This window comes from Flavobacterium sp. (assembly GCF_039930565.1).
Lineage (GTDB): Bacteria > Bacteroidota > Bacteroidia > Flavobacteriales > Flavobacteriaceae > Flavobacterium.
The window spans coordinates 14,940-30,929 of sequence record NZ_JBDTTP010000003.1; the positions used below are offsets into that span (position 1 = coordinate 14,940).

Genomic DNA, 15,990 nt, shown 5'->3' on the forward strand with positions numbered 1-15,990 from the left:
AGATATCATATTTATTCTTTTAACGGGGTTACTTTTTAATTTCGTACTCAATAAAAATGAAAGCAGGAACAAATCTATTTTGAAAAAAATGGAATCTGCTAACGAAGAGATTAAGGAATCTAACGAAAAGTATGATATAGTTGCGAAAGCCACAAGTGATACTATATGGGATTGGAAGATTCAGGAAGATTATATGATATGGAACAAGGGTATTGAAACTGTTTTTGGCTACAAATATGATGATGTAGGTTTGACATCAAGTTGGTGGTTTGATAAAATACATCCCGAAGATTCTATAAAAATGTCTGTCAGATTGTATTCTTTTATTGAACGAAAAACTCAAAATTGGCAGGATCAGTACCGTTTCAGGTGTTCAGATGGTACTTATAAATATGTATTAGACAGAGGATTTCTTTTAAAAGATGAAAATGGTAAAGGAATCAGGATGATTGGGGCTATACAGGATATTACCAAACAAAAGGAGGAAGAACAGAGACTTAAGCTTTTGGAAACCGTAATTACTCAATCAAAAGATTCTATTGTAATTACAGAAGCTAATTCTGCACATAGCAGAATTCCAAAAATTGTTTATGTAAATCCTGCTTTTTCAAAAATGTCAGGCTATACATCTGAGGAAGTTTTAGGAAAATCACCAAAAATCTTTAAAGGGCCTAAATCTAATATTGCAGAGTTAAAAAAACTTTTAAATGCAATTAAAAATGGCGAAGAGTGCTTAATTGAAACAATAAATTACAGTAAATTAAAAAAAGAATATTGGGTTCGTTTATCCATGATACCAATTTTTAATCCTGAAGGTGATATTTCTCATTGGATTTCTATACAAAGAGATATTAGTGAAGAAAAGAAACTCGAAACTGAAAAAGAACATTTAATACGGGAATTAACACAAAATAATAATGATTTAAAACAATTTTCATATATTACATCACATAATCTAAGAGCCCCATTATCTAATTTAATTGGTTTGTTGAATTTAATAGAAGATATATTTATAGAGGATACTGAACTGGAAGAAATACTGAATGGTTTTCATAAGTCGACTCATCTGCTAAATGAAACAATTAATGACTTGGTAAAAGTGATCATCATTAAAGATAATCATTCGATGCAAAAAGAGAAAGTGTCTCTTGATGAAGTTTTTGAAAATGTATTCAGCCAGTTATCTTTTCAGATAGAAATGCATAAACCCATAATAAACCTAAAATTAGATAAAGTACCTTTGTTGAATACGAATAAAGCTTATATTGAAAGCATATTGTTGAACTTAATGACCAATTCCATTAAATACAAATCAGAAAACAGGAAATTGGAAATAACAGTTACGGCTGAACAAATTGATGAAAATATACACTTAACATTTAAAGATAACGGAATCGGAATTGATTTAGAAAGAAATAAGGAGAAGGTGTTTGGACTATATCAAAGATTTCATAATTATCCCGATAGTAAAGGACTTGGTCTGTATTTGGTGAAGTCACAAGTTGAATCAATGGGAGGGAAAATTAGTGTTGAAAGTGAAGTGAATAAAGGAACACTATTTACCTTAACGTTTAAAAATTAATAACATGCTTGAACAGATTTTATGTGTCGATGATGATCCAATCACATTGATGTTGTGTAAAAAAGTTATTGAAAAAGCTTCATTTTCGGCAGAAATAATTACGGTCCAGAATGGAGAGGAGGCTTTGAACTTTTTTAATGAATTGAAAAATAATAAAAATAGTTTCAAAAAGCCACAACTTATTTTTCTTGATTTAAATATGCCTATTATGGGAGGCTGGGAGTTTCTGGATAATTTTACCTCTTCTGATTATGAAGAATTTAATTCTATAGGAATAATAGTATTATCATCTACAATTAATCCGGAAGATCAGGCAAAAGCGAAAAAATATCCAGCTGTTATTGATTTTCTTTCAAAACCTATATCAAAATCAATGTTGGAATATTTAAAAAACAAGATGGACTTATAAAATAAAACCTTAATTATGTGTGTAATTAAGGTTCGATTTTATGTTAAAAATAATATTTTAACAATTATTAACTTTTTTCTTCCTTATTAAAGTAGACTAAGTAGTAATACATTTGTTTCTCTTCGTCCCATCCTTTTTCTACATATTTTTCAGCACTTTCAGGATTAATGAAATCCATCTTGATCTGAATATGAGTATCTAAATTTATAACGTTCTTAATTGATTTTCTTGCGTCAGAAACTGCTGCATTGGCAATTGGAAATGAAGTAATATCTTCAATACTGTATTTTTCTCCTTTGTCAACCTTATAGTTTTTAAATTCGGGAATCAAATCAGGATTGTCCAATACTTCATTTAAAAAATTCGTTTCTTCAAACTGATCATTTTTTGCGAAATAGTTCACAGACCGATTCATAAACATTACCTCTTCCTTTTTATCTTCTGCTGGCAAAACAACATCTTTTGCGAAGTTTTGGCAGAATTTTAAGTATTTTTTAGTGATGAAATTTTCATCTTCAAAAGCATCAACAGATAAAAAATGTTCTAACCAGTAACGGGCATCGTAACGGTTGCTGTCTACAGTTAAAATTTTATATCCCTCTTCTTTTTTATAATTAAAAATCAGACAGCCTTTATCTAGTTTGCTCAGGTTGATTCCTTGTTGTAAAATCATTTCAAGATTGCTGTCTTTTTCTTCAAACTGTAAAAAATCAGATTGTAATTCACTTTTAAAAACCCCAATAGCATCAACGACATTATTGTCAATACTCAAATTCGTCAAATAGGTGACATAAACTTCTCCATTTTTAATGTGTGGATGGTTTGACTGTTCGAATAAATGGGTAGTGATATTTTTAGAAACCTCTTGCAGTTTACTCGGATTGTTAAAAATTTCCGTGGCATATTTAAACATGTCGTTATAATCCAAATCGACTTCGTGTGCAAACTGATAATAGTTTTCTTCTTTCTCTCTAAATGGTTTAAAAAAGTACTCTTTTATTAAAGGCACGATTTCGTCATTTAAATTAAAAGGCTGTTCCGATAAAAAAATAGCCTCATTTCTGCTTTTATTTCCTACGCGATGGATTGCAAGCGTCTCGATGTGGGTGTTGAAAAGGTTTATCATGTTTTTTAATATTTCCAGATGAAAGAGCCAAGAAGAAAGACAGCATTAAAGTCTTTACTCTTGGCTCTTGATTCTTAATTTGTTATTGTTTAATTCCAATTCTCCTCAAACCCAAAATCTTCAAAGGTGTCATCACCTTCGAACATATCCAGGTCTTCTTCGTCAAGATCATCTTCAAATTCTCCATAGATATCATCATGCATATCGGCTTCAAAACTTTTTTCGCCTGAATCATCGGGCATTTCTCCGTGTGAAAATAAAGTTTCAGGATAAGGCGCTCCGGCAATCTGATCTTCAATAGCGGCCAATTCAACCAGAAAAGTCCACATATTAATAAAATCATACACGTAGATAATCTTGGTATTTTGTTGATCTAAAATATCAGATAATTGATAATCGCTCATGGTCTTTTGTTCACCAGGAACATCTCCTGTATCAAAAAGCGGAATTTCATCTTCCTGATTCCATGTTTCATCGCAGGTATAAAACGAGGCAACTTCCATTCCGTCAAAACCAAAAGCGTTAAAAATGGCATTATGTAAATCCTCAAGAGTATCGTCTTCAAGAATTGCAATGTCTCTAAATATGTCTTCTTCGGCGTCCAGAATAACTCTAAATTTATAAACCATATTCTTTGTATTTATTGAAAAGTCAAAGGTAAAATATAAATTATGATTTATGAATTGGTAATTACGATTTGTTGAAAAGATTTTAAAGAAAATCAGACTTAAAAATTCTCAGTTATTTACGAGTCAGTCTTTTTCTGATTTTTTGATAATGTTTGTAGGTGCTGTGGCTTGGATAACTTCGGCTTGAAGTCATATTGTTAAAAATTAAGGCAGTCAGAAATAAAATAAAAACTCCAATTAATACAGGAGAGAGTACATACATATACCCAAGATCTTTAATTTTATCTGAACCAATTACAGCAATAAGGGCAGTTGCACCACCAGGAGGATGTAGCGTTTTAGTAATCTGCATCAAAATTATCGCAAGTGAAACAGCCAGAGGAGCTGCAATCCAGATAATATCCGGAGCTATTTTATGGACAGTAACGCCAATAAAAGCAGAAATAATATGACCACCAACCAAATTTCGGGGTTGGGAAAATGGACTTTGAATAATTCCATAAACCAAAACGCTTGAAGCTCCAAACGATCCGATTAAATAAACGGCATCGTTTCCTGAAAAATGTATGGACTGAATGTATGCCAGAATTCCAATTCCCACAAAAGATCCCAGAAAAGACCAAAATTGTTCTTTATAATCTATTAAAGTTTCCTTGTAAAGGATGTAGCGTGTTTTTCGGTATCCTCTTTTTATTTTTTGAACGGGCATGGCTTCCTATTTTAATAAACTTGGAGAATATGTGTAAACTGTAAAGGGATAAATCATTTTTGCAGTATATTTTGAGATTAGGCAAACGACCATAATTGGAAGAAATAGAGTGTAATCATTTGTTAATCCACAAACTAAAAAGATAGCTGTGAACGGCGCATGGATACTCGCACTTAAAACTGCCGCCATACCAATAATCATAAAGTTAACCGGAATTACATTTGCATAAAAAAATGTATTTAAAATAGAAGCAAGCAATAACCCTAAAAACGCCCCAATAAAAAGACTCGGTGCAAAAACACCTCCATCACCTCCGGAAGCAAGTGTTATAGAAGTTACGATTGGTTTTAAAATTAAAATCCCAATAAAAGTAAAAGCTAACGTTATCGTCAATGGAATTTCTGATGGATTTAAAAAAATTACTTTTATGGCATGATATCCTTCTCCGTATAATTGCGGAAAAATAAATAGAGAACTACTCAAAACAACAGATCCTAACAGGATTTTGTAGTAATGAGTTTCGATTTTTCCAAACTGGGATTTAAAAAATAATACGCAACGTGTTAAGTAAACAGAATTCATTCCGGACAAAATTCCCAAAAGGATAAAATAAGGAATTGCTTTTAAATGCCATGTCGTGATAGAAACGGTAAATAAGGGTGCTTCTTTTAAAATAGAAAGTAAACCAAAAGCTATTGAAACTGCGATTACATTGGATATGATAAATGCACGTGTTACCTTTCGTGAAATAACTTCGACAGCAAATAAAATTCCGGCTATTGGGCTGCTGAATAAAGCAGTAACACCAGCTGCAACTCCAGCACAGATTAATTCGGTTTTATATTGACGAAAAACGTTTTGTTTTTGTTGGGCAACAGAACCTATTGTAGCTGTTGCAACTACGGTAGAAACTTCGATTCCGGTTGATCCACCGAAAATAACAGTTAATAATCCATTTATAAAGTGGGATGGAATTTTATAGGAAGGCAGGTTTTTTGATTTTGATTGTGTACTTTCAAACACTTCCTTGATACCTTTGTTTTCTTTTTTTCTGAAAAGATATTGTCTCAGGAAATAAATAACAGATAATCCGAAAACAGGAAATAAGATATAATAAAGTGGATTTGCCGTTACTTCATAAAAGAAAATTTCTTCGTAATATTCGGTAATTTTTTTAAGTGAAATTCCTAAAAAAGCAGATAGAAACCCAATTAAAATAGAAACAATGACTAATTTTTGGAAAACAATAAGTTGATGATTTTTCTTGATTTGGGTCGTTTTATTCATCAGAGTTGAATTTACATATCGCAGGATTTTATTTGCGATTTCACAAAATTAGGCAATCATATTCATTTTATAATAGATTTTGCTCTTTATAAAATGTTAAATTTAAAATTAACGCTCATAAAACTCAATAGGCAATTCATCAGGATCAGCAATAAATTTGAGGCGTGTTTCTGTAATTTCATCAGTTCGAATAGGTTCTGATTTGATGTGTTTTGTATTTAAAAATGCAATGGTTTCATCTAAATCAGTGACCTCAAAAGCCAAATGACGCAACCCAACGGCTTCTGGTCCCGAAGGTCGTTTCGGTGGATTTGGAAACGAAAATAATTCAACAATATAATTTCCATTCAAGGATAAGTCCAGTTTATACGACTGGCGCTTTTCACGGTAAATTTCCCTAATAATAGTCAGTCCTAAAACCTCGGTGTAAAAACTTTTGGATTTTTGATAATCAGAACATAAAATCGCAATGTGATGAACTTTATTTATGGTAAGCATTATATTTTGATTCAGGTTCCTGATTTAATTTACGAATTACTTTTGCAGGGTTTCCTACGGCCAATGAATTGTCGGGAATGTCTTTTGTTACCACAGATCCGGCACCAATTACACAGCCGTTTCCAATAGTTACACCAGGACAAATCACAGAATTTCCGCCAATCCAGCAATCATCTCCAATATAAATTGGTAATGCATTTTCTAATGATTTACGCAATACGGCGTCAAGCGGATGGGTTGCTGTATAAATTTGAACGTTTGGAGCAAAAAACACATTTGAGCCTATAGTTACCGGCGCACAATCCAATACAACACAATTAACATTAAAATAAACGTTATCACCGCAAGTAATGTTATACCCATAATCGCAATGAAATGGAGGTTCTATATAAAAACTTTTGCCAGTATTGGGGAGTAATTCTCTTAAAATTTCCTGGGCTTTTTTGGTCAGCCGATATTCGGTTACATTTAATCGGTGTAATAAGTTTTTGGCTTTTCGGCGCTCCTTTACTAAAACCGAATCCATAGCTATATAATATTCTCCGGAAATCATTTTTTCTTTTTCTGTTTTCATATAGAAATCTTGTATATTTTTTATTTAAGCATTCTGTTTTTTATTAATTCAATATTTTTAATTGAGTTAACAGGCGCTATTTTTATAGCTTTATTGCCTTTTGCGAGATAAAAATAGTATACACTATTTGAATTTATTATAAAAACATCTTCAGATTCTCCAGTACTGTAATTGAGTTTATAGTCATACTTTAATTCTTTTTTTTCTATTTTTTCAGAAAGAAAATAACCTCCGCCAAGTCCAAATCCAAGAAAAAGAGATATTAAAATCGAACACAGAGTTCTTATTGAAATGATGACGTATTCATTTTTTATTTCATCTTCCGGTAGTAAGGACTTTGCTTCAATACTTGTTTTTTTTAATTCAAAAGCTTTCTGAACCCATTTCTTATGGTCGTATTTTAACAAGAGTTTAGGTAATTGATAATGAACTATGAATATTAAAATGATAGCAATCATAAATATAGGATGCGAAGTTATTGTCGCTATCGGACTAATTAAAATATCCATGATTGATGAATATGGAATAATGTTTATACCTAATTGATAATAGTATACACTTTCCTTGATTATCCCTAAAATCACAAGAAAAAGATAACCTAAAGGAAGTAATGTCTGTAATTTTTCAATGTTTCTCATTATCTTCTTTATTTTAAAGTAACTTTTTTAAAATAACAATTTGTCCTAAATGATACACATCATGCTGAATAATACCGTGAATGTGTTCATAAGGTGTGATTATTATTGGCGTATATCTTTTCGAAATCTGCATCATCAAAATCCTCAAAAAATGTATTCCAGGATTCTTGTGATTTTGATAAACTTTGGAGTGATTGTTCCCAGGCGGCTTCAGACGGATCTAATACAGGTACAAAATAATTATGATCAGGAGTTATGATTATTTCTCCCTGAACCCGTTTTAAAATATTTCTCCTCCATTGAATAAGATGATTGACAATCTCCCAAATCGTATTTAGATTTGGGTTTATTTTATTGTATGCCTGTTGTGCAGTTACATTTTTTAAAGTATCTTCTAAGGTAACCTCCAACCAGGGATTTCCATTATAAATGGATTGGTATAAATTTGAAATTCTGTTACTTTCTGACATAATAAAGAGTTTTAAAAATCACAAAAGCTAAGATACAAATAAGTATTTTACAACTCATCCCCAAAATTCTACAATTGGGTTATTATATATTTTTTAACAAGAATGATTAAAATACATTTGCTACATCAAAACCAAATGTTATGAAAACCAATTTTACATTATTTTTATTATTACTCACAGTTGTAACTTTCGCCCAAAGTACAATTTCAGGTAAAGTGGTCGATCAAAAAGGAAAACCTGTTCCTGGCGCTAATATTTATATTGACGGAACTTATGATGGAGCAACAAGTTCAGATACAGGAGAATTTTCGTTTGAAACAACTTCCACAGGAAATCAGTTTATTGTTGTGAGTTTTTTACTTTATGAAACATTTAAAAAAGGAATTGATGTTGCCAATTTTAAAGACCAGATAGTAAAACTAAGAGAAAATGTAAATGCACTTGACGCTGTAGTGATTACTGCCGGAACATTGGAATCCGGAGATAAAGCAAGAGTTTCAGTTTTAAAACCATTAGATATAGTAACTACTGCCGGTTCTGCCGGAAATATCATTGCCGCTTTACAGACTTTACCAGGAACACAAACTGTTGGTGAAGACGGGCGTTTGTTTGTTCGGGGGGGAGAAGCCAGCGAAACCCAGACTTTTGTTGACGGTATTCGGGTAGCTCAGCCATACGGAGCGACAACAAATAATTTACCAACAAGAGGCCGTTTTTCTCCTTTTTTGTTCAGTGGAATTGCTTTTTCAACAGGGGGATATTCAGCTGAATATGGTGAAGCATTATCAAGTGTTTTATTGCTGAATACACAGGACGAACCAGATATGAACAAAACAGATATCTCTTTAATGACTGTTGGTTTAGGAGTAGGAAATACGCAGAAATGGAAAAAAAGTTCATTCAGTATCAACACAGCTTACATCAATTTAGCACCTTATCAGGCTGTGATTCCACAAAATGTAGATTGGAATAAGCCGTACCAGTCTTTATCCGGAGAAACAGTTTATCGTTATCATTTTACTAATGGAATTTTTAAATTATATGCTGCTTTTGATGCTTCAAAGTTTGATCTGAATCAAAAAAATATCAACTTCGAAGATAAAATCAGAACCGATTTGAACAATAATAATTTTTATCTGAATGCGTCTTACAAAGGAACTTTTGGAACAGGCTGGCAATTGACATCTGGAATGAGTTATGGCTACAGCAAAAATAAAATCAAATTTAACGTAAGTGATATTGATAATGATGAAAATGCCGCCCAGTTAAAATTGAAATTGAGAAAAAATGTCTCTGATTATTTCAAACTATCTTTTGGTGCCGACTATTTTATTACCAAATTCAATGAAAATTTCAATGACAATGTTTCGGTTCAATCTGCAACCGGTTATGATTCCAATATTGGGGCTTTTTATGCGGAAGGCGATATTTTGTTTTCGAAAAATCTGGCTGCAAAAGTAGGTTTACGATTTTCGAATAACAGTTTATTAGACGAAACCAATATTGCTCCAAGGGCTTCTATAGCTTACAAAATTTCTAAAAGCAGTCAGTTTTCTTTTGCTTATGGAGATTTTACTCAGACGCCTATGGTGGATTACATCAAATATTCAAAATTCCATCAATTTGAAAGTGAAAAAGCAAGCCATTATATTTTAAACTATCAATTTACTAAACCGGGACAAACCTTCAGGGCCGAAGCCTATTATAAAGAGTATCGCAATCTGGTGCAATACGATACACAGGATATTCAGTATAATTCGGTTTTCAATAACAATGGATCGGGTTATGCAAAAGGATTGGACTTGTTTTGGAGAGACAGTAATTTGTACAAAAATCTTGAATATTGGATATCCTATTCTTTCATCGATTCAGAACGTCAATACAAGAACTTTCCAACAATGGCGACACCTAATTTTATTGCTAATCATAGTTTATCTATTGTAACCAAATATTTCATCACCGACTGGAAATCGCAGATAGGTTTTACAAACAGCTATAGTTCAGGACGTCCATACAATGATCCAAACCAGACACAATTTATGAACGGTAAGACAAAATCATACAATAGCCTGAGTTTTAACTGGGCCTATTTATTGACGACTCAAAAAATCCTTTATTTCTCTGTTTCAAATATATTAGGAAGCCAGAATGTTTTTGGATATGATTATGCCAGAACACCTGATGGGAACGGAGTTTACCAACGACAAGCCGTTTTACCAACTGCGGACAGATTTTTCTTCGTAGGTTTCTTTTGGACGATCAGTAAAAACAAAAATGAAAATCAGTTGAAAAATTTATAGTTTCTGAGTTCCTAAGATTCTAAGCTACTAAGAAAAAACTTAGCACCTTATGAAATCAGAATCTCACAACCTAAAAAAACAATTCAGTCATCAAATTCGACAACTGAGTATTATTTAATTTTAAAACAGCTAAAACCAACATACTTTTGAAGTATAAATTAATTGAGTTTCAATCATCAAAAAATAATAATTAAAAACAAGAAATCATGACCAAAATTATTACAGCAATCACTTTATTTATTTGCAGTTTAGTAGCTGCACAGACACAATTTGAGCAAGGAATGGGAAAAGCCATGGGCCTTTGGAAAGATGGAAAAACGGCTGAAGCTTCGGCAATGTTCGAAAGAATTGCAGCAGCAGACAAAACAAGTTATCTGCCAAATTATTATGTAGCCTTGATCAATACGACATCAGCTTTCACTGAAAAAGACAAAACCAAAATCGAATTGTTATTGACAAAAGCACAGGATGCTTTAGATGTTGAAATGATCAAAGATCAAAATAATGCAGAGTTACATGTATTACAGGCCTTAATTTACACAGGCTGGGTAGTTGCTGATCCGATGACCAACGGAATGACATATTCGGCTAAGGTAATGGAGTCTTACGCTAAAGCAAAAGCAATAGATCCTAATAATCCGAGAGCCGTTTTTGGAGAAGCTGATTATCAGTTAGGAGGGGCAAAATGGACAGGTGTTGATACCAAACCGCTTTGTGTTGAGGTTGATAAAGCTATCGAACTTTTTGCTACTTTTAAACCGGAAACTTCTTTTTCTCCAAAATGGGGATTAGAAAGGGCGTTGGAAGCACAAAAAAACTGCAAAAAATAAAACGAATCTAAGCTGATTATAATGAAAGATTATAGAAATACATTTTCTGATTTAAAAAGTGGAACAATAGTCTGTTTCAAGATTTCTTTAATCTTTACGATAATATTTTCAGCTTTCCTGGGTGCCGATTTAAATGTTAGGAATGTTTTACTGACATTTTTGTTAAGCTGCCTTTATTCTTTCGGACTTGGTTTTGGAAATGGTTTTATCAATGTCTTTTTGGATAAAAAATGGGACTGGCTGGAACAAACTAATTTAAGGGTTTATTTTGGAATTCTGGTCACAATTTTATATACTGTTCCTGCAGTTTTAGGTGTTAATTTTATTGTTTTTGTAGTTGTGCAAAATCTGCCTTTAGAAAATTTTTTCAGCGAAAGAATGGTTTGGGTACATCTGTTTTATATCATTTTATCATTGGGAGTTTCCACTTTTATGCAGGCCAGAAGCTTCATGGTGAAATGGAAACAGGCATCAAAATTTGAAGTTACACAACAAAAGATTATTGCAGGAACGGCAAATGCTAAATTCGAAAGCTTAAAAAATCAAATCGATCCGCACTTCCTTTTCAACAGTTTGAATGTATTAAGTTCTCTGATTGAGGAAAACCCGGATAATGCACAGCGTTTTACCACTTCCTTGTCTAAAATTTATCGTTACGTTTTAGAACAAAAAGACAAAGAACTGGTTTCTGTAGAAGATGAACTATCATTTGCAAAAACCTATATGAATCTGCTGAAAATGCGTTTTGAGAACAGTTTGTTTTACGAATTGCCAAAAGAAAACATCAATCCGGATGCAAAGGTCGTTCCGCTCTCTTTACAGCTTTTACTTGAAAACACAGTCAAACACAATATTGTAAGTGAACAGAAGCCTTTGCATATCCGAATTTTTATTGACGGCGATTATTTAGCGATTCAGAATGATTTTCAGAAGAAAGAAGTTTTACAGGACAGGCAGGGAGTGGGACTTCAGAATATAGTAAATCGTTACGGAATCATCACTAACAGAAAAGTGGTGATTGAACAAAACGAAAAAAATTTCACAGTTAAGATTCCGATTTTAACCAAACAAATAACAGTTATGGAAACAAATGCAGATTATAGTGACGAAAACAAAGCCTATTTCAGGGCTAAAAAAAGAGTAGAAGAATTGAAGGGCTTTTACGGTAACCTGATTTCATACTGTTGTGTGATTCCGTTTCTGGTTTTTATAAACTTATGGGTCTCGCCAGGTTTCCATTGGTTCTGGTTCTCTGTTTTTGGATGGGGATTTGGAGTTGTAATGCATGCTTTTAAGGTTTTCGGTTACAGCTCAAATTGGGAAGAACGAAAAATAAGAGAGATTCTGGAAAAAGAAAACAATAAACAAACCTGGAAATAATATGGAACCAAGTTATACTGAAGCGGAACGTTACTATCAGGCACAAAAGAGAGTGAAAGAAATTAGGGAGTTTTATGAACATTTGACCGTCTATCTGCTTTGTAACCCAATAGTCATTGTTGTCAATGTTATGACTTCGCCTGGATATTTATGGTTTATTTGGTGTGTATTAGGCTGGGGATTTGGAGTTGTGATGCACGGACTGAAAGTTTTTAGGATTTCACCAGTTTTTAATAAGGATTGGGAAGAACGAAAAATAAGAGAGATTCTGGAAAAAGAAAACAATAAACAAATCTTGAAATAATGATGGAGTCAGATTTTTTTGAAGCAAAACGTTATCATCAGGCCCGAAAAAAGGTAAAAGAAATGAGAATGTTTTACGAACATTTAACTGTTTTTATCCTGGTAAGTATAATTCTGATTGTTGTAAATTTTATGACTTCACCAGAATGTTTATGGTTTATTTGGTGCTGGCTGGGCGGTGTAACAGGAGTAATTATACATGGATTGCAAGCTTTCGGAATTTCACCAGTTTTTAATGCGGATTGGGAGGAACGGAAGATATTGGAGATTTTAGAAAAAAACAATAATAAAAACATTCGAAATAATGAAGCCAAACTTTAATAATGACCTGCTGCAGGAAGATGAACTGTATAAAATAGCCAGTAAAAAAGTTGTAAAACTAAAGGCTTTTTATTCACATGCTTTTATGTATATCATTGGTGTTATAGTCTACATATTGAAAGAATATTTTGGAGCTCCTTTTAATTTTTTCCCAATACAGTATATTAACGGATTTGTAATGGGTATCTGGACAACAGTATTCTTAATTTCGGCCATAGACGTATTCGCTACCCATAAGATTTTTGGAGATGAATGGGAGGAACGAAAAGTAAAAAGCATATTAGAGAAAAAAACAGAAAAACAAAAATGGGAGTAATCATGGAAATAAATTATAACGAAGAAGATAAATATTATCTGGCCAAAAAGAAAGTTGAGGAATTAAAAGGATTTTACGGAAATTTAACTGCTTTTATTGTAGTAAATATTGTTTTAATTTTTATCAATTTGTACACATCACCCAACCATTTATGGTTTTATTGGCCCTTAATGTGGTGGGGAATAGGAGTAGTATTTCATGGTATGAAAGTTTTTAATATATTTCCGGTTTTAGGTAAAGGCTGGGAGGAAAGAAAAATCCAGGAAATGATGGACAAGGAAAAAGAGAATAAAAACAAATGGCAATAATTTTAATTATAATAAAATGGGACAATTTAGAAAACGAATGTACGAGGAACATGCACATAAGTTTAGCACGGATGACCACTACAACATAGCATACAAAAAAGTAAAAAGAATCAAAGGATTTTATTCACATCTTAGAATATATCTTATAATCAATGTGCTGATCATTATTTCAAACCTCAATAGGGACTTTTTTGGAAGTTCATTCAATGAAAATGGATTATCAGAGTGGCATATCTATTCTACTGCTATTTTTTGGGGAATCGGTTTACTGGCACACGGATTATCTGTTTTTGGAAGAGACATATTCTTTGGTCATGACTGGGAAGAAAAAAAGATTCAGGAATATATGGATAAAAGCGATAATCAAAATAAATGGCAGTAATTTTACATTAATTTTTTTAAATTTTGCATTTTAATACATGACCACATTAATTATAGAAGACGAAAAACCGGCAGCAAGATTATTACAGCGAAAACTGGAGAAACTGGAAATTGTCGTAGAAACCATGTTACACTCTGTAGAGGAGTCCATTCATTGGTTTCAAAATAACGAACATCCGGATTTGATATTTTTAGATATTCAGCTGTCCGATGGTTTGTCATTTGAAATCTTTGAAAAAACAGATATTAAAAGTGCTATTATTTTTACTACCGCATATGATGAATACGCCTTAAAAGCTTTTAAACTGAATAGTATTGATTATCTTTTAAAACCTATTGATGAAGATGATCTGGAAGTAGCGGTTACTAAATTTAAAGCAAGATTGCCTAAAACACCATTTGAGAATCAAAATCTTCAGCTTGATTTTGAACAGATAAGAAAAATGCTGTCAAATCCTTTTGAGAAAAACTACAAAAAGCGCTTTACGGTCAAAATTGGTCAGCATTTAAAAGTTATTACTTCAGATGAAATCGAATGCTTTTTCAGTGAAAACAAAGGAACGTACATTCATACTTTTGATAATCGAAATTATTTAATTGATTCGACTTTGGAAATTCTGGAACAGGAATTAGACATGAAAGACTTCTTCCGCGTAAGCAGAAAATTTATTGTGCCGCTTCAGGCAATTAAAGAAATTCAGGTGTATACTAATTCCCGCTTAAAAGTAATTTTGCCTACTTACAAAGAAGATGAGGTTATCGTAAGCCGCGAGAAAGTACAGGATTTTAAAGGCTGGCTGGGATAGGTTTTTTAGCCTCCAAAATCATGTAAAACTGAATTCCAAATAGGACAGAGGCCAATACCAAATGTATCGCCTGACTTCCAAAAGGAAAATCAAAATATGCCATAGCTATTCCGGTTAGAATTTCAATTCCAATTAACAAAAGAACCCATTTTTGTTTCGAGAAACCTAACGCTAATTTAGTATTTCTAACATAAAGATAAAGATTTACAAATAGAACCAAAATAGAGAAGGACCGGTGAATGTAAAATGTGATGGAAGGATCCTGAAGCCAAAGAATACTTTCGATTAAACCATTTTTCACCTGTTCATCTACAAATTGGCGTACTTGGGTTCCAATTGCAATCTGAATTAAAGTCAGTAAAAGGGACAATAAGAGAATGTTTTTGAAATTTGTATTGTGTTTTACAGCAGCTAATTTTGGTTTTGCTAATTGAATAATATATAAAATTACGGCAACAATTACCAAAGCCATAATCATGTGAACCGTTATCTTTATCGGATTTAATACCGAGTAAACCACTTTTGCTCCCAACCATCCCTGAAAACCCATTAAAAAAACCACTAGCCACGAAAGCAATGTTATTTTTTTATTTTCTTTCCAAAATTTAAAAGAGACAATCGCCATGATAAAACAGGCCAATCCGGCTAAAGCTCCAAACAATCTGTTGATATATTCAATCCAGGTATGCAGCGGATTAAAAATAGCATAATCGTGTTTAGTATATTTTTCCCAATGTGAACCATCAAAACCAGCCTGAGTAGTGAAATTGTCTTTGGCTACCAACAAGGTTTCATCTTTTATAATTACCTGTCCTTTTTCAAAAATACGATTGGGTTCCCAGGTCAGTTCTTTCAATTCAGTTGGCGGAATGTAATATCCAAAACATTTCGGCCAGTCCGGACAGCCCATACCGGAACCTGTCATACGAACCAAAGCTCCTGCAACAATTACTAAATAAACTAAAACTAATGCTGTTTTTGCGATTGTAGGAAAATGTTTTTTCATTCTGTTCCGATTAATTCGATTTCGTTTTTTATTTTAGAAATTCTTCTTAAATAGAATTTCAGGAAAAATAGATTTATTAAAATACTGAGAGGAAATATTATGGAGCCAAAAATAATC

20 protein-coding genes are annotated in these 15,990 nt (G+C 32.6%); 11 read left to right on the plus strand and 9 right to left on the minus strand.

Translation table 11 applies throughout. From position 1 onward, the window contains the following. Window positions 1–88: 88 nt before the first annotated feature. Both ABI657_RS01655 and ABI657_RS01660 read left to right on the plus strand, forming a co-directional pair. The gene (locus tag ABI657_RS01655) at window positions 89–1,582 is read left to right on the plus strand and encodes a PAS domain S-box protein (RefSeq protein WP_348095494.1); all 1,494 of its coding nucleotides are present in this window, start codon (window positions 89–91) and stop codon (window positions 1,580–1,582) included. A gap of 4 nt (window positions 1,583–1,586) precedes the next feature. Further along, complete coding sequence (locus tag ABI657_RS01660; protein ID WP_348095495.1) at window positions 1,587–1,991, plus strand: response regulator; 405 nt, start codon at window positions 1,587–1,589, stop codon at window positions 1,989–1,991. Between the two features lie 67 nt (window positions 1,992–2,058). Here ABI657_RS01660 and ABI657_RS01665 read toward each other — a convergent pair whose 3' ends face one another. From ABI657_RS01665 to ABI657_RS01700, 8 genes are all read right to left on the minus strand, one after another. Continuing rightward, window positions 2,059–3,117: a nucleoid-associated protein gene (locus ABI657_RS01665; protein ID WP_348095496.1), complete on the minus strand. Its 1,059-nt coding sequence runs from the start codon at window positions 3,115–3,117 to the stop codon at window positions 2,059–2,061. Window positions 3,118–3,206: 89 nt separating this feature from the next. Then, window positions 3,207–3,746, minus strand: coding sequence for a hypothetical protein (locus ABI657_RS01670; RefSeq protein WP_348095497.1), 540 nt, complete (start codon window positions 3,744–3,746; stop codon window positions 3,207–3,209). A 112-nt stretch (window positions 3,747–3,858) separates the two neighbouring features. Then, window positions 3,859–4,455: an HPP family protein gene (locus ABI657_RS01675; protein ID WP_348095498.1), complete on the minus strand. Its 597-nt coding sequence runs from the start codon at window positions 4,453–4,455 to the stop codon at window positions 3,859–3,861. A 6-nt stretch (window positions 4,456–4,461) separates the two neighbouring features. After that, window positions 4,462–5,742 (minus strand): chloride channel protein, encoded by a 1,281-nt coding sequence (locus ABI657_RS01680; RefSeq protein ID WP_348095499.1) that lies wholly within the window; start codon window positions 5,740–5,742, stop codon window positions 4,462–4,464. A gap of 108 nt (window positions 5,743–5,850) precedes the next feature. Beyond that, a complete protein-coding gene (locus tag ABI657_RS01685; protein WP_348095500.1) occupies window positions 5,851–6,240 on the minus strand; it encodes a VOC family protein in 390 nt (129 codons plus the stop codon). Further along, window positions 6,224–6,814, minus strand: a complete 591-nt coding sequence (locus tag ABI657_RS01690; RefSeq protein ID WP_348095501.1) for a sugar O-acetyltransferase — start codon at window positions 6,812–6,814, stop codon at window positions 6,224–6,226. Before ABI657_RS01690 ends, ABI657_RS01685 begins: the two co-directional genes overlap by 17 nt. Before the next feature lie 20 nt (window positions 6,815–6,834). Then, window positions 6,835–7,452: a hypothetical protein gene (locus ABI657_RS01695; protein ID WP_348095502.1), complete on the minus strand. Its 618-nt coding sequence runs from the start codon at window positions 7,450–7,452 to the stop codon at window positions 6,835–6,837. Between the two features lie 86 nt (window positions 7,453–7,538). Then, window positions 7,539–7,922 (minus strand): DinB family protein, encoded by a 384-nt coding sequence (locus ABI657_RS01700; RefSeq protein WP_348095503.1) that lies wholly within the window; start codon window positions 7,920–7,922, stop codon window positions 7,539–7,541. A gap of 140 nt (window positions 7,923–8,062) precedes the next feature. Between ABI657_RS01700 and ABI657_RS01705 the strand changes: the two genes are divergently transcribed. The 9 genes from ABI657_RS01705 (at window position 8,063) to ABI657_RS01745 (ending at window position 14,867) form a co-directional block, all read left to right on the plus strand. Further along, entirely contained in the window at window positions 8,063–10,222 is a 2,160-nt protein-coding gene (locus ABI657_RS01705) for a TonB-dependent receptor (protein ID WP_348095504.1), read from the plus strand. Between the two features lie 206 nt (window positions 10,223–10,428). Then, window positions 10,429–11,052: a hypothetical protein gene (locus ABI657_RS01710; RefSeq protein WP_348095505.1), complete on the plus strand. Its 624-nt coding sequence runs from the start codon at window positions 10,429–10,431 to the stop codon at window positions 11,050–11,052. Between the two features lie 21 nt (window positions 11,053–11,073). Then, complete coding sequence (locus ABI657_RS01715) at window positions 11,074–12,432, plus strand: 2TM domain-containing protein (protein ID WP_348095506.1); 1,359 nt, start codon at window positions 11,074–11,076, stop codon at window positions 12,430–12,432. A gap of 1 nt (window position 12,433) precedes the next feature. Further along, window positions 12,434–12,736 (plus strand): 2TM domain-containing protein, encoded by a 303-nt coding sequence (locus tag ABI657_RS01720; protein ID WP_348095507.1) that lies wholly within the window; start codon window positions 12,434–12,436, stop codon window positions 12,734–12,736. Beyond that, on the plus strand, window positions 12,736–13,056 hold the full coding sequence (locus ABI657_RS01725) for a 2TM domain-containing protein (protein WP_348095508.1): 321 nt from the start codon (window positions 12,736–12,738) through the stop codon (window positions 13,054–13,056). The genes ABI657_RS01720 and ABI657_RS01725 overlap by 1 nt, the downstream gene beginning before the upstream one ends. Continuing rightward, complete coding sequence (locus ABI657_RS01730) at window positions 13,040–13,372, plus strand: 2TM domain-containing protein (protein WP_348095509.1); 333 nt, start codon at window positions 13,040–13,042, stop codon at window positions 13,370–13,372. The genes ABI657_RS01725 and ABI657_RS01730 overlap by 17 nt, the downstream gene beginning before the upstream one ends. A 2-nt stretch (window positions 13,373–13,374) precedes the next feature. After that, a complete protein-coding gene (locus tag ABI657_RS01735) occupies window positions 13,375–13,680 on the plus strand; it encodes a 2TM domain-containing protein (RefSeq protein ID WP_348095510.1) in 306 nt (101 codons plus the stop codon). 16 nt (window positions 13,681–13,696) lie between these two features. Beyond that, window positions 13,697–14,062, plus strand: a complete 366-nt coding sequence (locus ABI657_RS01740) for a 2TM domain-containing protein (RefSeq protein WP_348095511.1) — start codon at window positions 13,697–13,699, stop codon at window positions 14,060–14,062. 37 nt (window positions 14,063–14,099) lie between these two features. Further along, on the plus strand, window positions 14,100–14,867 hold the full coding sequence (locus ABI657_RS01745; protein ID WP_348095512.1) for a LytTR family DNA-binding domain-containing protein: 768 nt from the start codon (window positions 14,100–14,102) through the stop codon (window positions 14,865–14,867). Here ABI657_RS01745 and ABI657_RS01750 read toward each other — a convergent pair. Continuing rightward, window positions 14,848–15,873, minus strand: a complete 1,026-nt coding sequence (locus ABI657_RS01750) for a COX15/CtaA family protein (RefSeq protein ID WP_348095513.1) — start codon at window positions 15,871–15,873, stop codon at window positions 14,848–14,850. The genes ABI657_RS01745 and ABI657_RS01750 overlap by 20 nt on opposite strands. Window positions 15,874–15,990 lie beyond the last annotated feature (117 nt).

Coding starts and splice junctions, on each gene's coding strand:
- ABI657_RS01655 (WP_348095494.1), top strand. CDS start 89: ATGGAATCTGCTAACGAAGAGATTAAGGAATCTAACGAAAAGTATGAT.
- ABI657_RS01660 (WP_348095495.1), top strand. CDS start 1,587: ATGCTTGAACAGATTTTATGTGTCGATGATGATCCAATCACATTGATG.
- ABI657_RS01665 (WP_348095496.1), bottom strand. CDS start 3,117: ATGATAAACCTTTTCAACACCCACATCGAGACGCTTGCAATCCATCGC.
- ABI657_RS01670 (WP_348095497.1), bottom strand. CDS start 3,746: ATGGTTTATAAATTTAGAGTTATTCTGGACGCCGAAGAAGACATATTT.
- ABI657_RS01675 (WP_348095498.1), bottom strand. CDS start 4,455: ATGCCCGTTCAAAAAATAAAAAGAGGATACCGAAAAACACGCTACATC.
- ABI657_RS01680 (WP_348095499.1), bottom strand. CDS start 5,742: ATGAATAAAACGACCCAAATCAAGAAAAATCATCAACTTATTGTTTTC.
- ABI657_RS01685 (WP_348095500.1), bottom strand. CDS start 6,240: ATGCTTACCATAAATAAAGTTCATCACATTGCGATTTTATGTTCTGAT.
- ABI657_RS01690 (WP_348095501.1), bottom strand. CDS start 6,814: ATGAAAACAGAAAAAGAAAAAATGATTTCCGGAGAATATTATATAGCT.
- ABI657_RS01695 (WP_348095502.1), bottom strand. CDS start 7,452: ATGAGAAACATTGAAAAATTACAGACATTACTTCCTTTAGGTTATCTT.
- ABI657_RS01700 (WP_348095503.1), bottom strand. CDS start 7,922: ATGTCAGAAAGTAACAGAATTTCAAATTTATACCAATCCATTTATAAT.
- ABI657_RS01705 (WP_348095504.1), top strand. CDS start 8,063: ATGAAAACCAATTTTACATTATTTTTATTATTACTCACAGTTGTAACT.
- ABI657_RS01710 (WP_348095505.1), top strand. CDS start 10,429: ATGACCAAAATTATTACAGCAATCACTTTATTTATTTGCAGTTTAGTA.
- ABI657_RS01715 (WP_348095506.1), top strand. CDS start 11,074: ATGAAAGATTATAGAAATACATTTTCTGATTTAAAAAGTGGAACAATA.
- ABI657_RS01720 (WP_348095507.1), top strand. CDS start 12,434: ATGGAACCAAGTTATACTGAAGCGGAACGTTACTATCAGGCACAAAAG.
- ABI657_RS01725 (WP_348095508.1), top strand. CDS start 12,736: ATGATGGAGTCAGATTTTTTTGAAGCAAAACGTTATCATCAGGCCCGA.
- ABI657_RS01730 (WP_348095509.1), top strand. CDS start 13,040: ATGAAGCCAAACTTTAATAATGACCTGCTGCAGGAAGATGAACTGTAT.
- ABI657_RS01735 (WP_348095510.1), top strand. CDS start 13,375: ATGGAAATAAATTATAACGAAGAAGATAAATATTATCTGGCCAAAAAG.
- ABI657_RS01740 (WP_348095511.1), top strand. CDS start 13,697: ATGGGACAATTTAGAAAACGAATGTACGAGGAACATGCACATAAGTTT.
- ABI657_RS01745 (WP_348095512.1), top strand. CDS start 14,100: ATGACCACATTAATTATAGAAGACGAAAAACCGGCAGCAAGATTATTA.
- ABI657_RS01750 (WP_348095513.1), bottom strand. CDS start 15,873: ATGAAAAAACATTTTCCTACAATCGCAAAAACAGCATTAGTTTTAGTT.